This is a genomic window from Hyphomicrobium sp. DMF-1, from assembly GCF_027886585.1.
GTDB classification, from domain to species: Bacteria; Pseudomonadota; Alphaproteobacteria; order Rhizobiales; family Hyphomicrobiaceae; genus Hyphomicrobium_C; species Hyphomicrobium_C zavarzinii.
The window spans coordinates 2,363,586-2,379,379 of record NZ_CP115706.1; the positions used below are offsets into that span (position 1 = coordinate 2,363,586).

Annotated in this window: 10 protein-coding genes; 6 read left to right on the forward strand and 4 right to left on the reverse strand. The window is 66.6% G+C overall.

What is annotated here, in order from left to right; all coding sequences use genetic code 11:
• Positions 1–103: 103 nt before the first annotated feature.
• The 3 genes from glmS (at position 104) to PE058_RS10855 (ending at position 4,392) form a co-directional block, all read left to right on the forward strand.
• Positions 104–1,924, forward strand: a complete 1,821-nt coding sequence (glmS, locus tag PE058_RS10845) for a glutamine--fructose-6-phosphate transaminase (isomerizing) (protein WP_020087946.1) — start codon at positions 104–106, stop codon at positions 1,922–1,924.
• A gap of 106 nt (positions 1,925–2,030) precedes the next feature.
• Complete coding sequence (locus tag PE058_RS10850) at positions 2,031–3,497, forward strand: SPOR domain-containing protein (RefSeq protein WP_271030585.1); 1,467 nt, start codon at positions 2,031–2,033, stop codon at positions 3,495–3,497.
• Positions 3,498–3,573: 76 nt separating this feature from the next.
• Positions 3,574–4,392 carry a DUF502 domain-containing protein gene (locus tag PE058_RS10855; RefSeq protein ID WP_271030586.1) on the forward strand — a complete coding sequence of 273 codons (819 nt, stop codon included), beginning with the start codon at positions 3,574–3,576 and terminating at the stop codon, positions 4,390–4,392.
• Between the two features lie 43 nt (positions 4,393–4,435).
• On the opposite strand, the gene recG is transcribed toward PE058_RS10855, so the two are convergent.
• On the reverse strand, positions 4,436–6,550 hold the full coding sequence (gene recG, locus PE058_RS10860; RefSeq protein WP_271030587.1) for an ATP-dependent DNA helicase RecG: 2,115 nt from the start codon (positions 6,548–6,550) through the stop codon (positions 4,436–4,438).
• A gap of 200 nt (positions 6,551–6,750) precedes the next feature.
• Between recG and PE058_RS10865 the strand changes: the two genes are divergently transcribed.
• Together PE058_RS10865 and mfd are read left to right on the forward strand one after the other, a co-directional pair.
• A complete protein-coding gene (locus tag PE058_RS10865; RefSeq protein ID WP_020087942.1) occupies positions 6,751–7,017 on the forward strand; it encodes a succinate dehydrogenase assembly factor 2 in 267 nt (88 codons plus the stop codon).
• Between the two features lie 42 nt (positions 7,018–7,059).
• Entirely contained in the window at positions 7,060–10,551 is a 3,492-nt protein-coding gene (gene mfd, locus PE058_RS10870; RefSeq protein ID WP_271030588.1) for a transcription-repair coupling factor, read from the forward strand.
• Positions 10,552–10,586: 35 nt separating this feature from the next.
• Here the strand turns inward: mfd and PE058_RS10875 are convergent, their stop codons facing one another.
• From PE058_RS10875 to PE058_RS10885, 3 genes are all read right to left on the reverse strand, one after another.
• Positions 10,587–10,925, reverse strand: coding sequence for a hypothetical protein (locus tag PE058_RS10875; RefSeq protein ID WP_020087940.1), 339 nt, complete (start codon positions 10,923–10,925; stop codon positions 10,587–10,589).
• 280 nt (positions 10,926–11,205) lie between these two features.
• Entirely contained in the window at positions 11,206–12,753 is a 1,548-nt protein-coding gene (locus PE058_RS10880; RefSeq protein ID WP_271028380.1) for a class I adenylate-forming enzyme family protein, read from the reverse strand.
• Between the two features lie 17 nt (positions 12,754–12,770).
• Positions 12,771–14,474, reverse strand: coding sequence for an extracellular solute-binding protein (locus PE058_RS10885; protein WP_271030611.1), 1,704 nt, complete (start codon positions 14,472–14,474; stop codon positions 12,771–12,773).
• Between the two features lie 439 nt (positions 14,475–14,913).
• Here PE058_RS10885 and PE058_RS10890 point away from each other — a divergent pair, with 439 nt between their 5' ends.
• Complete coding sequence (locus PE058_RS10890; RefSeq protein ID WP_020087937.1) at positions 14,914–15,783, forward strand: invasion associated locus B family protein; 870 nt, start codon at positions 14,914–14,916, stop codon at positions 15,781–15,783.
• Positions 15,784–15,794 lie beyond the last annotated feature (11 nt).

Genomic DNA, 15,794 nt, shown 5'->3' on the forward strand with positions numbered 1-15,794 from the left:
ATTTGATAGGCCGCCGCTCGTTTCGTACGGCAAGTCCGGGGGCGTCTTCCATCTCTCCGTCCGATTCCGGTCGATCTCCAGCTTTGCAGCGAAAGGCTCACCGATGTGTGGCATTGTCGGCATTCTCGGCAGCAAACCCGTGGCGACGGATCTCGTCGATGCGCTGAGGCGGCTCGAGTATCGCGGCTATGACAGCGCCGGTGTGGCGACCGTCGAAAACGGGCATCTCGAGCGGCGGCGCGCGGAAGGCAAGCTGCGCAATCTGGAAACCCGGCTGCTCTCGGAGCCCCTCTCGGGGCACACGGGCATCGGGCATACGCGCTGGGCGACACATGGGCGGCCCACGGAGCGCAATGCGCATCCGCACATGAGCGCCAAGGTGTCGGTGGTTCACAACGGCATCATCGAGAACTTCCGCGAGCTCAAGACGGAGCTCACTGCCAAGGGGCACACGTTCGAGACGGACACGGATACGGAAGCCGTCGTGCATCTCGTCACCGATGAGATGGAGCGGGGCGCGGGGCCGATCGATGCGGTGAAGGCCGCGCTCGGCAAGCTGAAGGGTGCGTTCGCGCTCGGCATCATCTTCGCGGGTGAGGACGATCTGATGATCGCCGCGCGGCAGGGAAGCCCGCTCGCCATCGGGCACGGCAGCGGCGAGATGTATCTCGGCAGCGATGCCATCGCGCTCGCGCCGTTCACGGACGCAATCACCTATCTCGAGGAAGGCGACTGGGCGGTGATGCGCCGCGCGGGCGTGCAGGTGTTCGACCGCGCAGGCCAGCCCGTGACGCGCCCGCTCATCAAGTCGGTCGCGAGTTCGCTGCTGGTCGACAAGGGTAATCACCGCCACTTCATGGCGAAGGAGATCCACGAGCAGCCGGACGTCATCAGCCATACGCTCTCCAACTATCTGGACATGGCGAATGCGCGGGTGAACTTTCCGGATCTCGGCATCGATCTCACCAAGATCTCGCGCGTGACGATCTCTGCGTGCGGCACCGCTTACTACGCAGGTCTCGTGGGCAAGTACTGGATTGAGCGCTACGCGCGCGTGCCGGTCGAGATCGATGTCGCCTCCGAAATGCGCTATCGCGAGGCGCCGCTGCCGGCGGACGGCCTCGCCGTGTTCGTCTCGCAGTCGGGCGAGACGGCGGACACGCTGGCGACGCTGCGCTATGCCAAGGCCAATGGTCAGCGCATCGCCTCCATCGTCAACGTGCGCACGTCGACGATCGCGCGCGAATCGCACGCAGTGCTGCCAACGCTCGCGGGGCCCGAGATCGGCGTCGCCTCGACCAAGGCTTTCACCTGCCAGCTTGCCGCGCTCGCGTGCCTCGCCATCGCGATTGGGCGTGCGCGCGGGGCGATCTCTCAGGAGCTGGAGCAGGAATTAGTGACGGCGCTCGTTGAGGTGCCGCGTCTCATCTCGACGGTGCTGCGCAACGAGGAGCAGTACATCGAACTTGCTCACGGGCTCTCGAAGGCGCGCGACGTGCTCTATCTCGGACGCGGCTCCAGCTATCCGCTGGCGCTCGAAGGGGCGCTCAAGCTCAAGGAGATCTCGTACATCCACGCGGAGGGCTACGCGGCGGGCGAGCTCAAGCACGGGCCGATCGCGCTGATCGACGAGGCGGTGCCGGTGATCGTGGTGGCGCCGGAGGACGACCTGCTCGAGAAGACGGTGTCGAACGTGCAGGAAGTGGCCGCCCGCGGTGGACAGATCATATTGATCTCGAACGCTAATCCCGAGACGATCGGGTGCGCGCTCGCGGCCCATATCCCGACGCCCAAGGCGCATCCGTTGACCAATCCGCTGATCTACGCGATCCCGGTTCAGCTTCTCGCCTATCATACGGCCGTGTTCATGGGGACCGACGTCGATCAGCCGCGTAATCTCGCCAAGTCGGTTACGGTCGAATGAGGGGGATAAGCGCGGTCACCGTGTTGCCCCGGATTTGCCTCTTCCGTCTGGTTGACTTAGATGTTCGTGGGGTGCTGCGTCAGGCTAGCGGCAGGGAAAATAGCGCATGGTAAACGCTGCTCATCGAAAGACGGGCGCCGGGCGGGTGGGTTTGCCCTTGTTGGCAGCCGCGCTGGCGCTTGGCGTCGCGGTGCTGCCGGCGAGCGCGTATGCGGCTGGCGAGACGAACAAGAAGACCACCAACAAATCCGCCAAGCAGAAGAAGCAGGATGCCGCGCCGCAGGTCGATACGGCTGCGATCCAGCGCGCTTACGCCGCCGGTACCAAGGCTTTCGAATCCGGTGACATGGCCGGGGCGGAGCAGCAGCTCAGCGTGGCTCTTGCGGGCGGCGGTCTGCCCAACGCGCAAATGGCACGTGCGCTGTATTTCCGTGGTTCGGCTTATCGGCAACTCGGCCGGCCCGCGCAGGCGATCTCGGATCTGACCACAGCCATCTGGCTCAAGGGCGGGCTTCCGGACACTCTCAAGAAGAAGGCAACCGAGGAGCGCCAGCTCGCCTATCGCGAGGCCGGGCTGGGTGATAATCCGCCCCCGATCGGCGCGGCGCCGCTCGATCAGTCGACGGCGACGGCCTCTGCAGGCGGGGCGAAGCCCGGCGCGCAGGTGGTGGATGTCTCGCAGCAGTCCTCGTTCTGGAATTTCCTTTCGCTGCCGACACTGCCGTCGCTGACCGGCGGCTCGTCCTCGCCGTCGGCGGCGCCCGCGCAGCAGACGGCGCAGGCTACGGCCGTCGTGCCGACCTCCATGTCTGCGGCCATCGCTCCCGCGCCCGCTGCCGCACCGGTTTCCGGGTTTGTGGCGGCTCCCGAGGCTCCCGCGGCCGTTGCGCAGACCTCGTGGGATACGCAGACCGCGACGACGAGCTCGCCGCCACCGGCTCAGGCGCAGATCGTGGCAGGCTATGCCCCCGCGTCGGACGCGGGCGGTTTCAACACGATGCCGGGCGCGGCCGCCGCGCCGCAGAGCCCGGCCTCGAACCCTCTCGCGGGCGCAGGCTCGGCGGTGAGCGGGTTCTTCGGCAACATCTTCGGCTCCGGCACGTCCGGCTCGCAGGCCTCCGCCGAGGCCTCGCCGGTCACGACCGGCTCGACGGCGCAGCCGTCCGGCTGGGGCCCGGAGACGACAGTTACCACGGCGCAGACGTCGTCCATGGTTCAGCGCGGACCCGACGCGCCGACCGAGCTGCCCTGGGGAGGCCCGCAGACGGCAACCGCACCGGCGCCCAGCAAGAAGACCAAGACCGCATCGGTGGGTGCGGCAGGTGGTGCCTACAAGCTCCAGGTCGCGGCCGTGCGCTCGCGCGAGGAGGCCGAAAAGCTCGCGCAATCGCTGCGTACCTATCAGGCCGTGCAGAACGGCACAGTGACGCCCGAGATCGACGAAGCCGTGATCGGCAGCATGGGCACGTTCTACCGCGTGCGGCTCGGGCCTTATGCCGATGCGGCGGAGCCCGGCCAGCTCTGCAAGACGCTCAAGCCACAAGGTTTCGACTGTCTGGTGGTGACGCAGTAGCGGACCGGCGGCCGGGACTTGGCGGATCGCGGCGGGTGTTGACGAGTGACACCCGAGACCCCACCATGGTCCTGCGATGACGAACACCCCTTCCGGCAAAAAGCCCAGCGGCAGCGACGACGGCGGACTTTCTGCCGGGCTTCAGCGTCTGGCTACCGATGATGGTGCCCCGCTACGCATCGGCGCCCGGCTCCGGAACTACTTTCTGACCGGCCTCATCATCGTCGGCCCGGTCACGCTCACGATCTACATCATCTGGTGGGTGATCAACGTCACGGACGCGTGGCTCAAGCCGTTCGTGCCGCGCATCTATCTTCCGGATACGTATCTTCCCTTCGCGGTGCCCGGCATCGGGCTTCTGTTCGGCATCCTGTTCCTGACGGTGACCGGCGCGCTCGCCGCCAACCTGTTGGGACGCTCGCTGATCTCGTTCGGTGAGATGGCGCTCGATCGCATGCCGATCGTGCGCAATGTGTACCGGGCGCTGAAGCAGTTCTTCGAGTCGCTGGTGTCGGCGTCAGCGAGCGGCACGCAGCAGGGCTTCCAGAAGGTGGGTCTGATCGAGTTTCCCTCGAAGGGTCTCTGGTCCATCGTGTTCGTGACGGGCGAGACCAAGGGCGAGATCAACATCGCGCAGCCCGGCGGGGAAGAGGACCTGCTGACGGTGTTCATGCCGACAGGCATCGTGCCGCCGACGGGCTTCATCTGCTTCGTGCCGCGCCGCGACGTAAAGTTCCTCAAAATGAGCGTCGAGGATGCGGCCAAGATCGTGATGTCGGCTGGCATGGTCGTGCCGGACTACGAGGCGCGGCTCAAGCAGCTCGCCGAGCGCGGCATCAGAACCGAGACGAAGCGGCCTCCGCCTCCCGGGACGACGCCCGAGGGCGGGACATGAGCGGCTAGCGCTGCCATCCGGAACGTGATGCGCGCGGTTCTGTCTACGCCGCGCGGAACAGGCGGATGGCCTCGTCGCATTCGAAGAGATAGAGCAGGCGGCGCAGGGCCTGGCCGCGCTCAGTGGTGAGCGCGGGGTCGGCCTGATAGATCAGGCGTGCGTCGTCGTGGGCTGCTTGCAGCATCTCGGAGAAGTTCACGCCGCCCGCAACGCGGAACTCCGCTTCTCCGCTCTGGCGCGCACCCAGCACCTCGCCGCCGCCGCGCAGCTCGAGATCCTTCTCCGCGATCAGGAAGCCGTCCTCGGTCTCCTCCATCATCTTGAGGCGCTCTTGAGCAGTCTTGGTCAGCGGCTCCTGATAGAGCAGCATGCAGAAGCTCTCGCGGCTGCCGCGGCCTACGCGGCCGCGGAGCTGGTGAAGCTGGGCCAGGCCGAAGCGCTCGGCGTGCTCGATCACCATGATGTTGGCATTCGGCACGTTGACGCCGACCTCGATGACGGTTGTGGCGACGAGCACCTTGAGATTGCCGTCGGCGAAGGCGGCCATGGTGGCGTCCTTGGCAGTGGCGTTCATGCCGCCGTGGAGGAGGCCGACGCCTTCGCCGAGGATCTGGGTCAGATGCGCGTGGCGTTCCTCGGCGGCGGCGAGATCTGACACGTCCGAGCTTTCGATGAGCGGGCAGACCCAATAGACCTGCGCGCCCTCCGCAAGCTGTACCTTGATGCGCGCGATCAGCTTCTCGATGCTGGTGTTGGGGATTTGGCGCGTGGTGATGGGTTTGCGGCCGGCGGGCTTCTCGGAAAGGCGCGAGACTTCGAGATCGCCGTAATGCGTCATGAGAAGCGTGCGCGGAATGGGCGTTGCCGTCATGACCAGCATGTTGGCGCCGCCTTCGCCTCCCTTGGTCTGGAGCGCGAGGCGCTGGTGGACGCCAAAGCGATGCTGCTCGTCGATGACGGCGAAGGCGAGATCGCGAAAGACGACGTCGTCCTGGAAGAGCGCGTGGGTGCCGATGAGGATGTCGATCTCGCCCGAGGCGAGGCGGCTCAAAAGCTCGTCGCGGGCGCGGCCTTTCTCGCGCCCGGTGAGGAGGCCGACGCAGAGGCCCGCGGCCTCCGCGAGCGGCGCGATGGTTTCTGCGTGCTGGCGGGCGAGCACCTCGGTCGGGGCCATGAGGGCCGCTTGTGCGCCGGCCTCCACCGCCGTTGCCATGGCCAGCAGCGCGACGACGGTCTTGCCGGAGCCTACGTCGCCCTGGAGCAGCCGCAACATGCGCCGCGGCGAGCTCATGTCGATCTCGATCTCCTTGAGCGCGGCCGTCTGCGAGCCCGTGAGCTTGAAGGGTAGGGCGGCGACAATCTTTTGGCGCAGGCGTCCGTCGCCTTTCACAGGGCGGCCGCGCTGAGCCTTGAAGCTTTCGCGCACGATGGCGAGCGCGAGCTGGTTGGCGAGCAGCTCGTCGTAGGCGATGCGCTGGAGCGGGGTGCTGCCGGGGGAGACGTCTGCGGCGTCGTCCGGGTGGTGGAGGCGTTTCAACGCCTCGGCAAAGGTGGGCCATCCCCGTTGCTTGAGCCAGGCCGCATCCTGCCACTCGTCAAGCGCGGGGGCTTTGTCGAGGGCCTGGCGCTCGGCCTTGAGCAGCACCTTTCCGGAGAGGCCGCCCGTGAGCGGATAGACCGGCTCCAGCAGCGGGAGATCGCCGCGCGCCTCGGGGGCCACGATGTAATCCGGGTGCGCCATCTGGAGTGTTTCGCCATAGCGCTCGACGCGGCCGGAGATGTAGCGCTCCTCGCCCACGGGGAGCTGCCGCTCGATGAAGGAGCGCTCTGCGCGGAAGAAGATGAGATCGAGGCGGCCGGTCTCGTCCTCGGTCGAGACTTTGTAGGGCGCTTTGTTGTTTCCGCGCGGGGGCGCCTTATGCTTCAGCACGCGCACCTTGAGGGTGGCGATGGTGCCGGGAATGGCGGCGGCTACGGTTGGCTCGGCGCGCCGGTCGATGACGCCCGTGGGCAGATGCCAGAGCAGGTCGATGACGCGGGGTTGCGCGACGCCCGGGGGCAGTTTCAGCGCCTTCTTGAGCAGCGTCATGACGTGCGGGCCGACACCCTTCAGGGTATCGGCGGATGCGAACAGGGGAGATAGCTCGTTGGGCCGCATGTCGTCTGCGTCGGAACCGCGCTCGGGGGTTTGGTTATCTCGTTGTTCTGGGTCTGGAAAGAGTTTCCGGAACCGGCCTGCGGCGACGCGGGAGGGCGACCGCCCTCTCCATGGGCTGACAGGCCCCGGAGAGGGCGTTATATGACACCCCGAGGCGGGCGAAGCAAAGCGGGCCCGGCACGCAAACGGTTTTTCTGATCATGAGCGACGATATTGAGGTGCGGCGCCGTCGCGCAGCTTGGCGCGCGGCCCACCGGGGAACCAAGGAGCTCGATCTTCTGGTGGGCCGGTTCGCGGAGGAGCGGCTCTCCGGCATGTCGGGCGAGGAGCTGGCGCGGTTCGAGCGCTTCCTGGCCGTGACCGAGCCGCAGATCCAAGCCTGGCTGCTGGGGCCGCCTCCCGGCGATGTGGCGTTCGAGTTCTCGGACGTGGTTGCCGAAATCCGGAAGTTTCACGGTCTCGGTTGAGCGGGGCTGGCGCACGCACCGGCTGCGTGCGGATCAAGAGGTATGAACGAGGCTATGAGCGAGCGGGCGGATCTGATCTTCACGGGCGTGCCGGAGGGGCTGGACGCGCTCGTGCTCGCACGCCTGGTGGAGGAGGCTGCCGAAGGCGAGCGTGCGGGCATCGTGCTACACGTGGCGCGCGACGACCGCCGCCTCGAAGCGCTCGAAGGACAACTGCGCTTTTTCGCGCCGAAAGTGCGCGTGGTGCCGTTTCCGGCGTGGGATACGGTGCCGTATGACCGCGTGGGGCCGAACCCCGAGATCGTGGCCAAGCGCATCACGGCGCTGTCCCGCCTCGCCCTCGGCAACCGCAGTGAGCCGCTGATCGTGCTGACCACGGTGAACGCGGTGCTTCAGCGGGTGCCGCCGCGCGCGTTCATCCGCAACGCCATGAAGAGCGTGGCGCCGGGGCAGCGGGTGGATCTCAACCGGTTCGTCGCGCGGCTTTCGCTTGCGGGCTACACGCGCACCGGCACGGTGATGGAGGCCGGCGAGTTCGCCGTGCGGGGCGGCATTCTCGACCTCTTTCCGCCGGGGCGGCAGAACCCGGTGCGGTTCGATTTCTTCGGCGACACGCTGGAAAGCATCAAGGTGTTCGATGCGGAGACGCAACGCACCGCCAAGCCGCTACGCAAGCTGATCGTGATGCCGGTTTCGGAGGTGGCGTTCGGCGAGGCGCCGACGGCGCTGTTCCGCTCGCGCTATGTGGAACTGTTCGGCGGGGCGACCGGTGACGATCCGCTCTACGAAGCCGTGAGCGCGGGAAGCCGCTACGGCGGGCAGGAGCACTGGCTGCCGCTGTTCCACGAGACGCTCGAAACGCTGACCGACTACATGGACGGCGCGACGCTGAGCTTCGACAATCTGGTCGACGACGCGGTGAAGAGCCGCTTCGAGCAGGTGAGCGAGCACTATCTCGCGCGCACGGAAGGGCTCGAGGCGCAGCGGTTCGGCGCGCCGCCCTATAAGCCGGTGCCGCCGGACATGATGTTCCTCGACGCGGCGCAGTGGGGAAAGGTGCTCGCCCAGCACAAGGTCGTGCGGCTGACGCCTTTCGAGATGACCGAGGGACCGGGCGTTCGCCCCTGGCGCGGGCGTGCGGGGCGCTCGTTCGCGCCCGAGCGGCAGAATCCGGATGCGAACGTGTTCGATGCCGTCGTGGCGCACGTGAAGAAAGTGCACGCCGAGCACCGGCGCGTGCTGGTGGCGGCGTGGACGCCTGGTGCGCGTGAGCGGCTCTCGTCTCTCCTCTCCGATCACGGCCTCAAGGCGCAGGCCAAGGTCGAGGGATATGCGGATGCGCTCGCGCTCGATCCCAACGTGACGGGGCTTGCCGTTCTCGGTCTCGAGCAAGGCTTCGAGACGCCGGAGCTCGCCGTGATCGCGGAGCAGGACATCCTGGGTGACCGGCTCGTCCGGCCGCGGCGCAAGGCCAAGCGCGCGGCCGACGTTCTGACCGAGGCTACGAGCCTCTCGGTCGGCGATCTCGTCGTGCACGCGGACCACGGCATCGGCCGGTTTCACGGCCTCAAGACGATCACGGCGCTGGGCGCGCCGCATGACTGCCTGGAATTGAAGTACGCGGGCGGCGATACGCTCTACCTGCCGGTCGAAAACATCGAGCTTCTCTCGCGCTACGGCTCGGACGACGGCACCGCGCAGCTCGACAAGCTCGGCGGCGTCGCTTGGCAGTCACGCAAGGCCAAGCTCAAGAAGCGGCTGCGCGAGATGGCGGCCGAGTTGATCAAGATCGCAGCGCTCCGTCAGCTTCGCGAGGCGCCGGTGCTGGCGCCCCCCGCCGGTGCCTACGACGAGTTCGTTGCGCGGTTCCCCTACGAGGAGACGGAAGACCAGGCTGCGAGCATCGATGCGGTGCTGGGCGACCTGCAGGCGGGCCGGCCCATGGACCGCCTCGTCTGCGGCGACGTGGGCTTCGGCAAGACGGAAGTGGCGCTGCGGGCTGCGTTCGTCGCTGCGATGAACGGCTTGCAGGTCGCCATCGTGGTGCCGACGACGCTGCTCGCGCGGCAGCATTCGCGAACGGTGAACGAGCGCTTCAAGAACCTGCCGCTCAAAATCGCGCAGGCCTCGCGCCTCGTCTCGGCCAAGGATCTCACCGAGGTGAAGGACGGGCTCAAGAACGGGACTATCGATATCGTCGTCGGGACGCACGCGCTGCTCGGCAAGCAGATCGAGTTCCAGAGGCTCGGGCTTTTGGTGATCGACGAGGAGCAGCATTTCGGCGTGTCGCACAAGGAGCGGCTGAAGCAGCTCCGCGAGGACGTGCACGTGCTGACGCTGTCCGCGACGCCCATTCCGCGCACGCTGCAATTGGCGCTGACGGGCGTGCGCGAGCTTTCGCTGATCACGACGCCGCCGGTGGATCGCCTCGCCGTGCGCACCTACATCTCGCAGTTCGATCCGGTCATTCTGATCGACGCGCTGAAGCGCGAGCGTGATCGCGGCGGGCAGACGTATTACGTCGCCCCGCGCATCTCCGATCTCGACGACGTGGCGGAGTTCCTGCGCGAGGCGGTGCCGCATCTCAAAGTCGCGCGGGCGCACGGACAGCTCGCGCCCTCTGAGCTCGAAGACGTGATGACGGCCTTCTACGAGGGGCAGTACGACGTGCTGCTCTCAACGGCGATCGTGGAATCCGGTCTCGACGTTCCCAACGCGAATACGCTGATCGTGCATCGCGCCGACATGTTCGGGCTCGCGGCGCTCTATCAGCTCCGCGGCCGCGTCGGCCGCTCCAAGCGTCGCGCGTATGCCTATTTCACGACACCGCCGGGGCAGAAGCTCACGGAAGGCGCGGAGAAGCGCCTCAAGGTGCTGCAGTCGCTCGATACGCTGGGTGCGGGCTTCTCGCTCGCCTCGCACGATCTCGACATTCGCGGCGCGGGCAACCTGCTCGGCGAGGAGCAATCGGGCCATATCCGCGAGGTGGGCTTCGAGCTGTACCAGTCGATGCTGGAGGAAGCGGTCGCGGCCATGAAGGGCGGAGACCTGGGCGAGGCGGACGAGCGGTGGAGCCCCGAGATCTCGATCGGGCTTTCCGTGCTCATCCCGGAAACCTACGTCGCTGATCTGCAACTCCGGCTCGGGCTCTACCGGCGTCTGTCGGCGCTGGAAACGCGGAGCGAGATCGACGCATTCGCGGCGGAGCTGGTGGACCGGTTCGGCGAGCTGCCGGCCGAGGTCGATCACCTGCTCGACGTCATGGAGATCAAGGGCCTTTGCCGGGCGGCCGGCATCGCCAAGGTGGATGCGGGGCCGAAGGGCGCCGTCATCGTGTTCCACCGCAACGCGTTCGCCAACGCGCAGGGGCTCGCGCAATTCCTGCAAGCCTCGCGCGGACTCGCGAAGCTGCAGCCGGATCACAAGCTCATCTTCAAGGGTGATTGGGACCAGCCGCAGGTGCGCTTCAAGGGCGTGCGCGGGCTCGTGGCGGCGCTGGCCGAGATCGCGGCCAAGGGCGCCAAGGCGGCGTAGGAGAGGAGGCAACGGGCAACAGGCAGCGCGGGCGATCAGGCGCCGGCGCGTTTGGCGTGACCGCGAGCCGTGGGCGAGGGTGCGCCGCCGAAGGCGATCTTCGCGAGGTGGATCGCCTGGTGATAGACCAGCGGGAAAATGACGATCAGGAAGGCGCCGATGATCTGGAGGTCACGCAAGTCAGCCTGGAACCCGCGGTAGAAGACCAGGATGCCGGAGACGAAGCCGGCGGAGCAGAGCATGGTGACCAGCACGGCGTGCAGATGATGGGCGACGACATACCAGCCGCCGATCACGGCCAGCAGCACGAAGACGCCGAGCGAGCCGAGAATGACCGGATGGTCCATCAGATACTGCGTCAGCTCCTGAAGCATGGTTCGAACCCCCTCTTACGCGATGATGCGCGCCTTTCGCGCGACGGCGGGCGAGCGACCGCTCTGCCCTGTGCCATCATTTCCTAGAGAGCGGTCGATTGAATCCGGATCGCGCTCCAGGGCTTTAACGAGACCCGACATGGTCTAGCCGGTCTGGGGGCGTCCCGCCAGCCGGGGACGCCAACTCTATGGGGATGAGAGGCTTCGCTGCCGCACCTCGGCGCGACGGGCCTATTTTCCCGCTGCGGCTCGCTGGAGAAGCCGTTGAGGCGGCTTGCGTTTACTGCGAGGCGTAAGCGACGAGCGCCGAGCGTTTCACCTTGCCGTTCGGCGTGCGGGGCAGGCGGTCGAGAAAGCGGATCTCGCGCGGGCATTTGTAGGCGGCGAGCCGCTCGGCGGCGAAGGCCAGGATGCCGGCGCTATCGGGGGTGGCCTCGCTCTTCAGCACCACGAAGGCGCCGACAACGTGCACGTCCGCCCGCACGGCGAGCTCCGCGCAGGCGACCTCCGCGATGTCGGGATGGGTGGCGAGCACGGCCTCCACCTCCATCGGAGAGACGCGGTAGCCGAGTGCCTTCATGATGTCGTTGTTGCGCCCGGCGTGGGTGATGTAGCCGTCGGCATCCATCAGGCCGAGGTCGCCGCCGGTGAACCATTCGCCGCGCTTGACCTCGATCTGCTCGTCCGGCCGGTTCCAATATCCCAGCATGAGGCCCGGATCGGAGGTGTGAACGGCAATGAGGCCCTCGGTGCCGGGCGGCAATGGCGTATCATCTCCCTCCGTGGCCAGGATGGCCACGCGGCGGCCGGGTTGTGGCTTGCCAACTGTTCCGGGCTTTCTCGGTATGCCCGGGCCGGTCGAGATGTAGGTCGAGATCTCGCTCATGCCCAACGCTTCGTAGAGCGGGCGACCGGTGCGGTCCTGCCAGTCCTCGAACAGGCCCGGAGGCGGGGCCTCGCCTGCCATGAGGGCGTGGCGCAGCGTCGGCATGGCAGCAGGCGACAGCTCCGCGTACTTCAGGATCTGACGGAAGAGGCTCGGGACGCCCGCAAACAGCGTTGCCTGCGCGAGGTCGATCAGGCGCGGCCAGAGGGCGGGGTCTTTCTCGCCTGTGTAAATGAGCGCGGTGGCGCCGTTGGCCCAAGGGTCTGTGAGGCCCACGCCGAGCGTGAAGGTCCAGTTGAACGCGCCCGCGTGCAGCACGCGGTCGTTCGCGCTGATGCCATACCAGCCTTGGTACATCGGGCGGCGGCCGAGGGCCGCGCGCTGGGCGTGGAGCACGCCTTTTGGGTTTGCCGTGGTGCCGGAGGTGTAGATGAGGAACGCGGGGGTTTCTGCGTGCGTCGGCGCATAGTCGATGCGGGGGCCTTCGCGCATCATGCGCGCGACGTCGGCGGGGGTGAGGTGGATCGGGGCCTTGCCTGTGCTCTCCGGAGCGAGCGTGACGGCGGAGGCGAGGACAGCGGCGCCGCTGTCATCGAGCAGGAAGAGGGCCTCGCGATCGGTGAGCTGGCTGGAAGCCGGAAGCGCCACGAGACCGGCTGCAAGGGTGGCGAAGAACAGGATGGCGTAGGCGCTGGTGTTGTCGAGGCGGATCATCACGCGATCGCCTTCTGCAAGCCCCATCTGGCGCAGCGCTCCGGCCGTGCGGAGCACGGCGTCCTCGAGCCCCGCGTAGGTCCAGGTTTCGGCAGGTGTGGCCGCTGCAGGATCCGCGATGACGATCAGGGCGGGCTTGTCCGGCGTTGCGGCGGCGGCACCCGCGAGACAGTAGCGGGCCATGTTGAACGGCGGATTGACGGCGGGTGTGAAGAGCGGCGTGTACATCGGTGTTGTTCTGACGGTCAGTTCTGGGGTTTGACCCACCATGTGTCGAGATTGAAGCCGAACAGCGGAATGGTGCCGGGGTGTGCGAGACGCTTCCAGGACGCGATCCACTGGGCTGGTGCATGGAACAGTGGGATCACGTAATGCCCCGAGAGCAGCACGCGGTCCAGTGCGCGGACAGCGGAAACGAAGTCCTCGTTCGAGTGGGCGGCGAGCATGGCTGCGATCATGGCGTCCGCGGCGGGGTTCTGCACGCCTGCGTAATTGTAGGAGCCAGGATCTTTTGCGACGCGGGATGACCAGCGGAAGAGCTGCTCGTTGCCGGGCGAGAGGGACGAGGGCCAGGTGAACTGGATCATGTCGTAGTCGTAGTCCTTGAGGCGCGACTGGTATTGCGCGCTGTCCACGACGCGGATACGGGCGGTGATGCCGAGCTTCTGCAGGTCGGCGGCAAAGGCGCCGAGCAGGCGCTCCTGGCTCGTCGTGGAGGCCAGGATCTCGAAGGCGAGGGGTTTGCCCGCCGCGTCCACGAGGCGGCCTCCCTTGAGGCTGTAGCCAGCCGCTTCCAGGATTTCGTAAGCCCGCCGCGCGTTGGTGCGGTTGTGGGGCGTGCCGTCGCTCACGGGCACGCGGTAGGTGCCGTCCAGGATTTCGGGCCTGACTGCGCCAGGGAACGCTGAGAGCAGGGCGCGCTCACGCTCGTCGGCCTGGCGGCCGGCGGAGGAGAGCATCGAGCGCTCGAAGTAGCTCTCGGTGCGCTTGTAGAGGCCGTGGAAGAAGCTCTTGTTGACCCATTCGAAGTTGAACAGGTGGATCAGGGCTTCGCGCACGCGCTCGTCGGCGAAGATCGGGCGGCGCGTGTTGAAGACGAGCCCTGTCATGCCGGCCGGAAGGCCGATGGGCATCTCCTCGCGGGCGATGCGTCCGTCGTTCGCTGCCGGGAAGTTGTAGCCCTTGGCCCAGAGGGCCGGGTCGTCCTCGTTGCGAAGGTCGATGGCGCCGGTCTTGAAGGCTTCGAACAGCGTCGAGCCCTCGCGGTAGTACTCGAAACGGATCTCGTCGAAGTTGAAGCGGCCCCGATTGACGGGAAGGTCCCGGCCCCAATAGTCCGGATTGCGCTGGTAGGTGATGGAGCGGCCGGGATCGACGGCGGAGATGCGATAGGGGCCTGATCCGATAAGCGGCGTGAGCGTCGTCTCGTCGAACTTCTCGGCGCTCATGGCGTGGCGCGGCAGGATGGGCATGAGGCCGAGGATCAGGGGCAGCTCGAGGTCGTCGGCATCGGCGAAGACGAAGCGGATTTCGTGATCGGAGATCACTTCCGCCTTGGTCACCTTGGCGTAGTAGGTGCGGTAGTTGGGGCGCCCCTTGTCGCGCAGGGCTTCGAAGGAGAAGAGCACGTCGGCGGACGTGAGCGGCGTTCCGTCCGAGAATTTGGCGAGCGGGTTCAGGCGGAACGTCACCTCGCTGCGGCTCTCGGGGACGTCGATGGTCTCGGCGATGAGGCCGTAGAGCGTGAAGGGCTCGTCCTGGCTGCGGGCCATGAGGCTTTCGATCACGAACTCGCGGATGCCCTGCACCGGCTCGCCCCGGATGATCATGGGGTTCAGGTTGTCGAAGGAGCCAGACGAGCCGAGGGTGACGCGGCCGCCCTTTGGAGCGTCCGGCACGACATAGGGAAACGCCGGGAAGTTTTCCGGTAAAAGGGCGTCGCCGTGCATGGCTATTGCGTGCGCCGGTTTTGCCAGAACCGGTGAGCGGATGGCCCCTGCCAGGACGAGGGCGAGGACCGCAAGGCTCACGATGATTGATCGTTGCACGGAGTTCTCCTCAAGGGGCTTGCGCAAGGCGTTGGTTTTGCTGACAGCCCAGCGATCACGTAGCACACATCGAAGGCTCTCCAATGGCGGATCAGCACGATGTTTGCGTGGCGGGTTTGCAACGGCCGTGTCATTTCGATCTGTTGAAGATGCCGGCTTGGTTTCTACGGTCACGGGATTGCCGCAATCCAGGCTTTACTGCCGGTCCGGATGACGCCGCGGGCGTCAGGACCCGCGCGCCCAGAATTGCCGATTGAGCGCAGCGAAGTGGGGCTGAGCCGCCAGCAGGGGATTGTCGGGCGGCTCCTGGACTGGCTCATAACGAAAGGTCGATTTTTCTATGTCACACAGAGATGGCATCGCAACCAGCTTGGGGCGCAGCGTGTTGGCGTGCGGCGCCACGCTCGCTCTGGTCCTCGGGCTCGCCATGAACGGCGGGGCTGCTTACGCCCAGGACAAGAAGGACGCTCCCAAGGAGAAGGCCGCTCCGGCTGCCAAGGACGCCAAGGCAGAGGGCGCCGCGGCCGCCGGCAAGCAGAGCGCCTGGGTGAAGCTTTGCGAGAAGTCTCCCCTCGTCAAGCGGGACAAGGACGGCAAGGAGGTCAAGGAAGAGAAGGACATCTGCCTGACCCACCATGAGCGCCTGGACGGCAACTCGGGCATGGTTCTGGTCTCGGCCGCAATCCGCCAGGTCGAGGGCAACGAGCATGACCACCTGATGGTCATGGTTCCGCTCGGCATGGCTATCCCACCCGGCATCAAGGCCGCTGTCTACACCAAGGAGCAGTGGGAGAAGGCAGCCAAGAACGAGAAGATCGACGACAAGGATCTGAAGCCGATCGACCTCAAGTTCTCGCTCTGCCACCCCTCGGGCTGCACGGCTGAGGTCGAGGCGACCAAGGAGATCATCGATCAGATGAAGACCGGCGGCGGCATCATGGTTCTCGCCATGAACGCCTCGGCTCAGCCGATCGGCTTCCCGGTTCCCCTGGACGGCTTCTCCGAGGCTCTCGCCGGCAAGCCCGTCGACAATGCCGAGTACAAGAAGGCCCGCGGCCAGCTGATGGCGCAGATTCGTCAGCGTCAGCAGGAAGCCTACGAGAAGTTCAAGACCGAGCAGATGAAGAACCTGCCGCCGCAGCCGGGCGCCGACGGTGCCGCTGCTGCTCCCGCGGCGAAGAAGGATGCGAAGCCGGCCGAGAAGAAGTAAGCCGGTCAGCC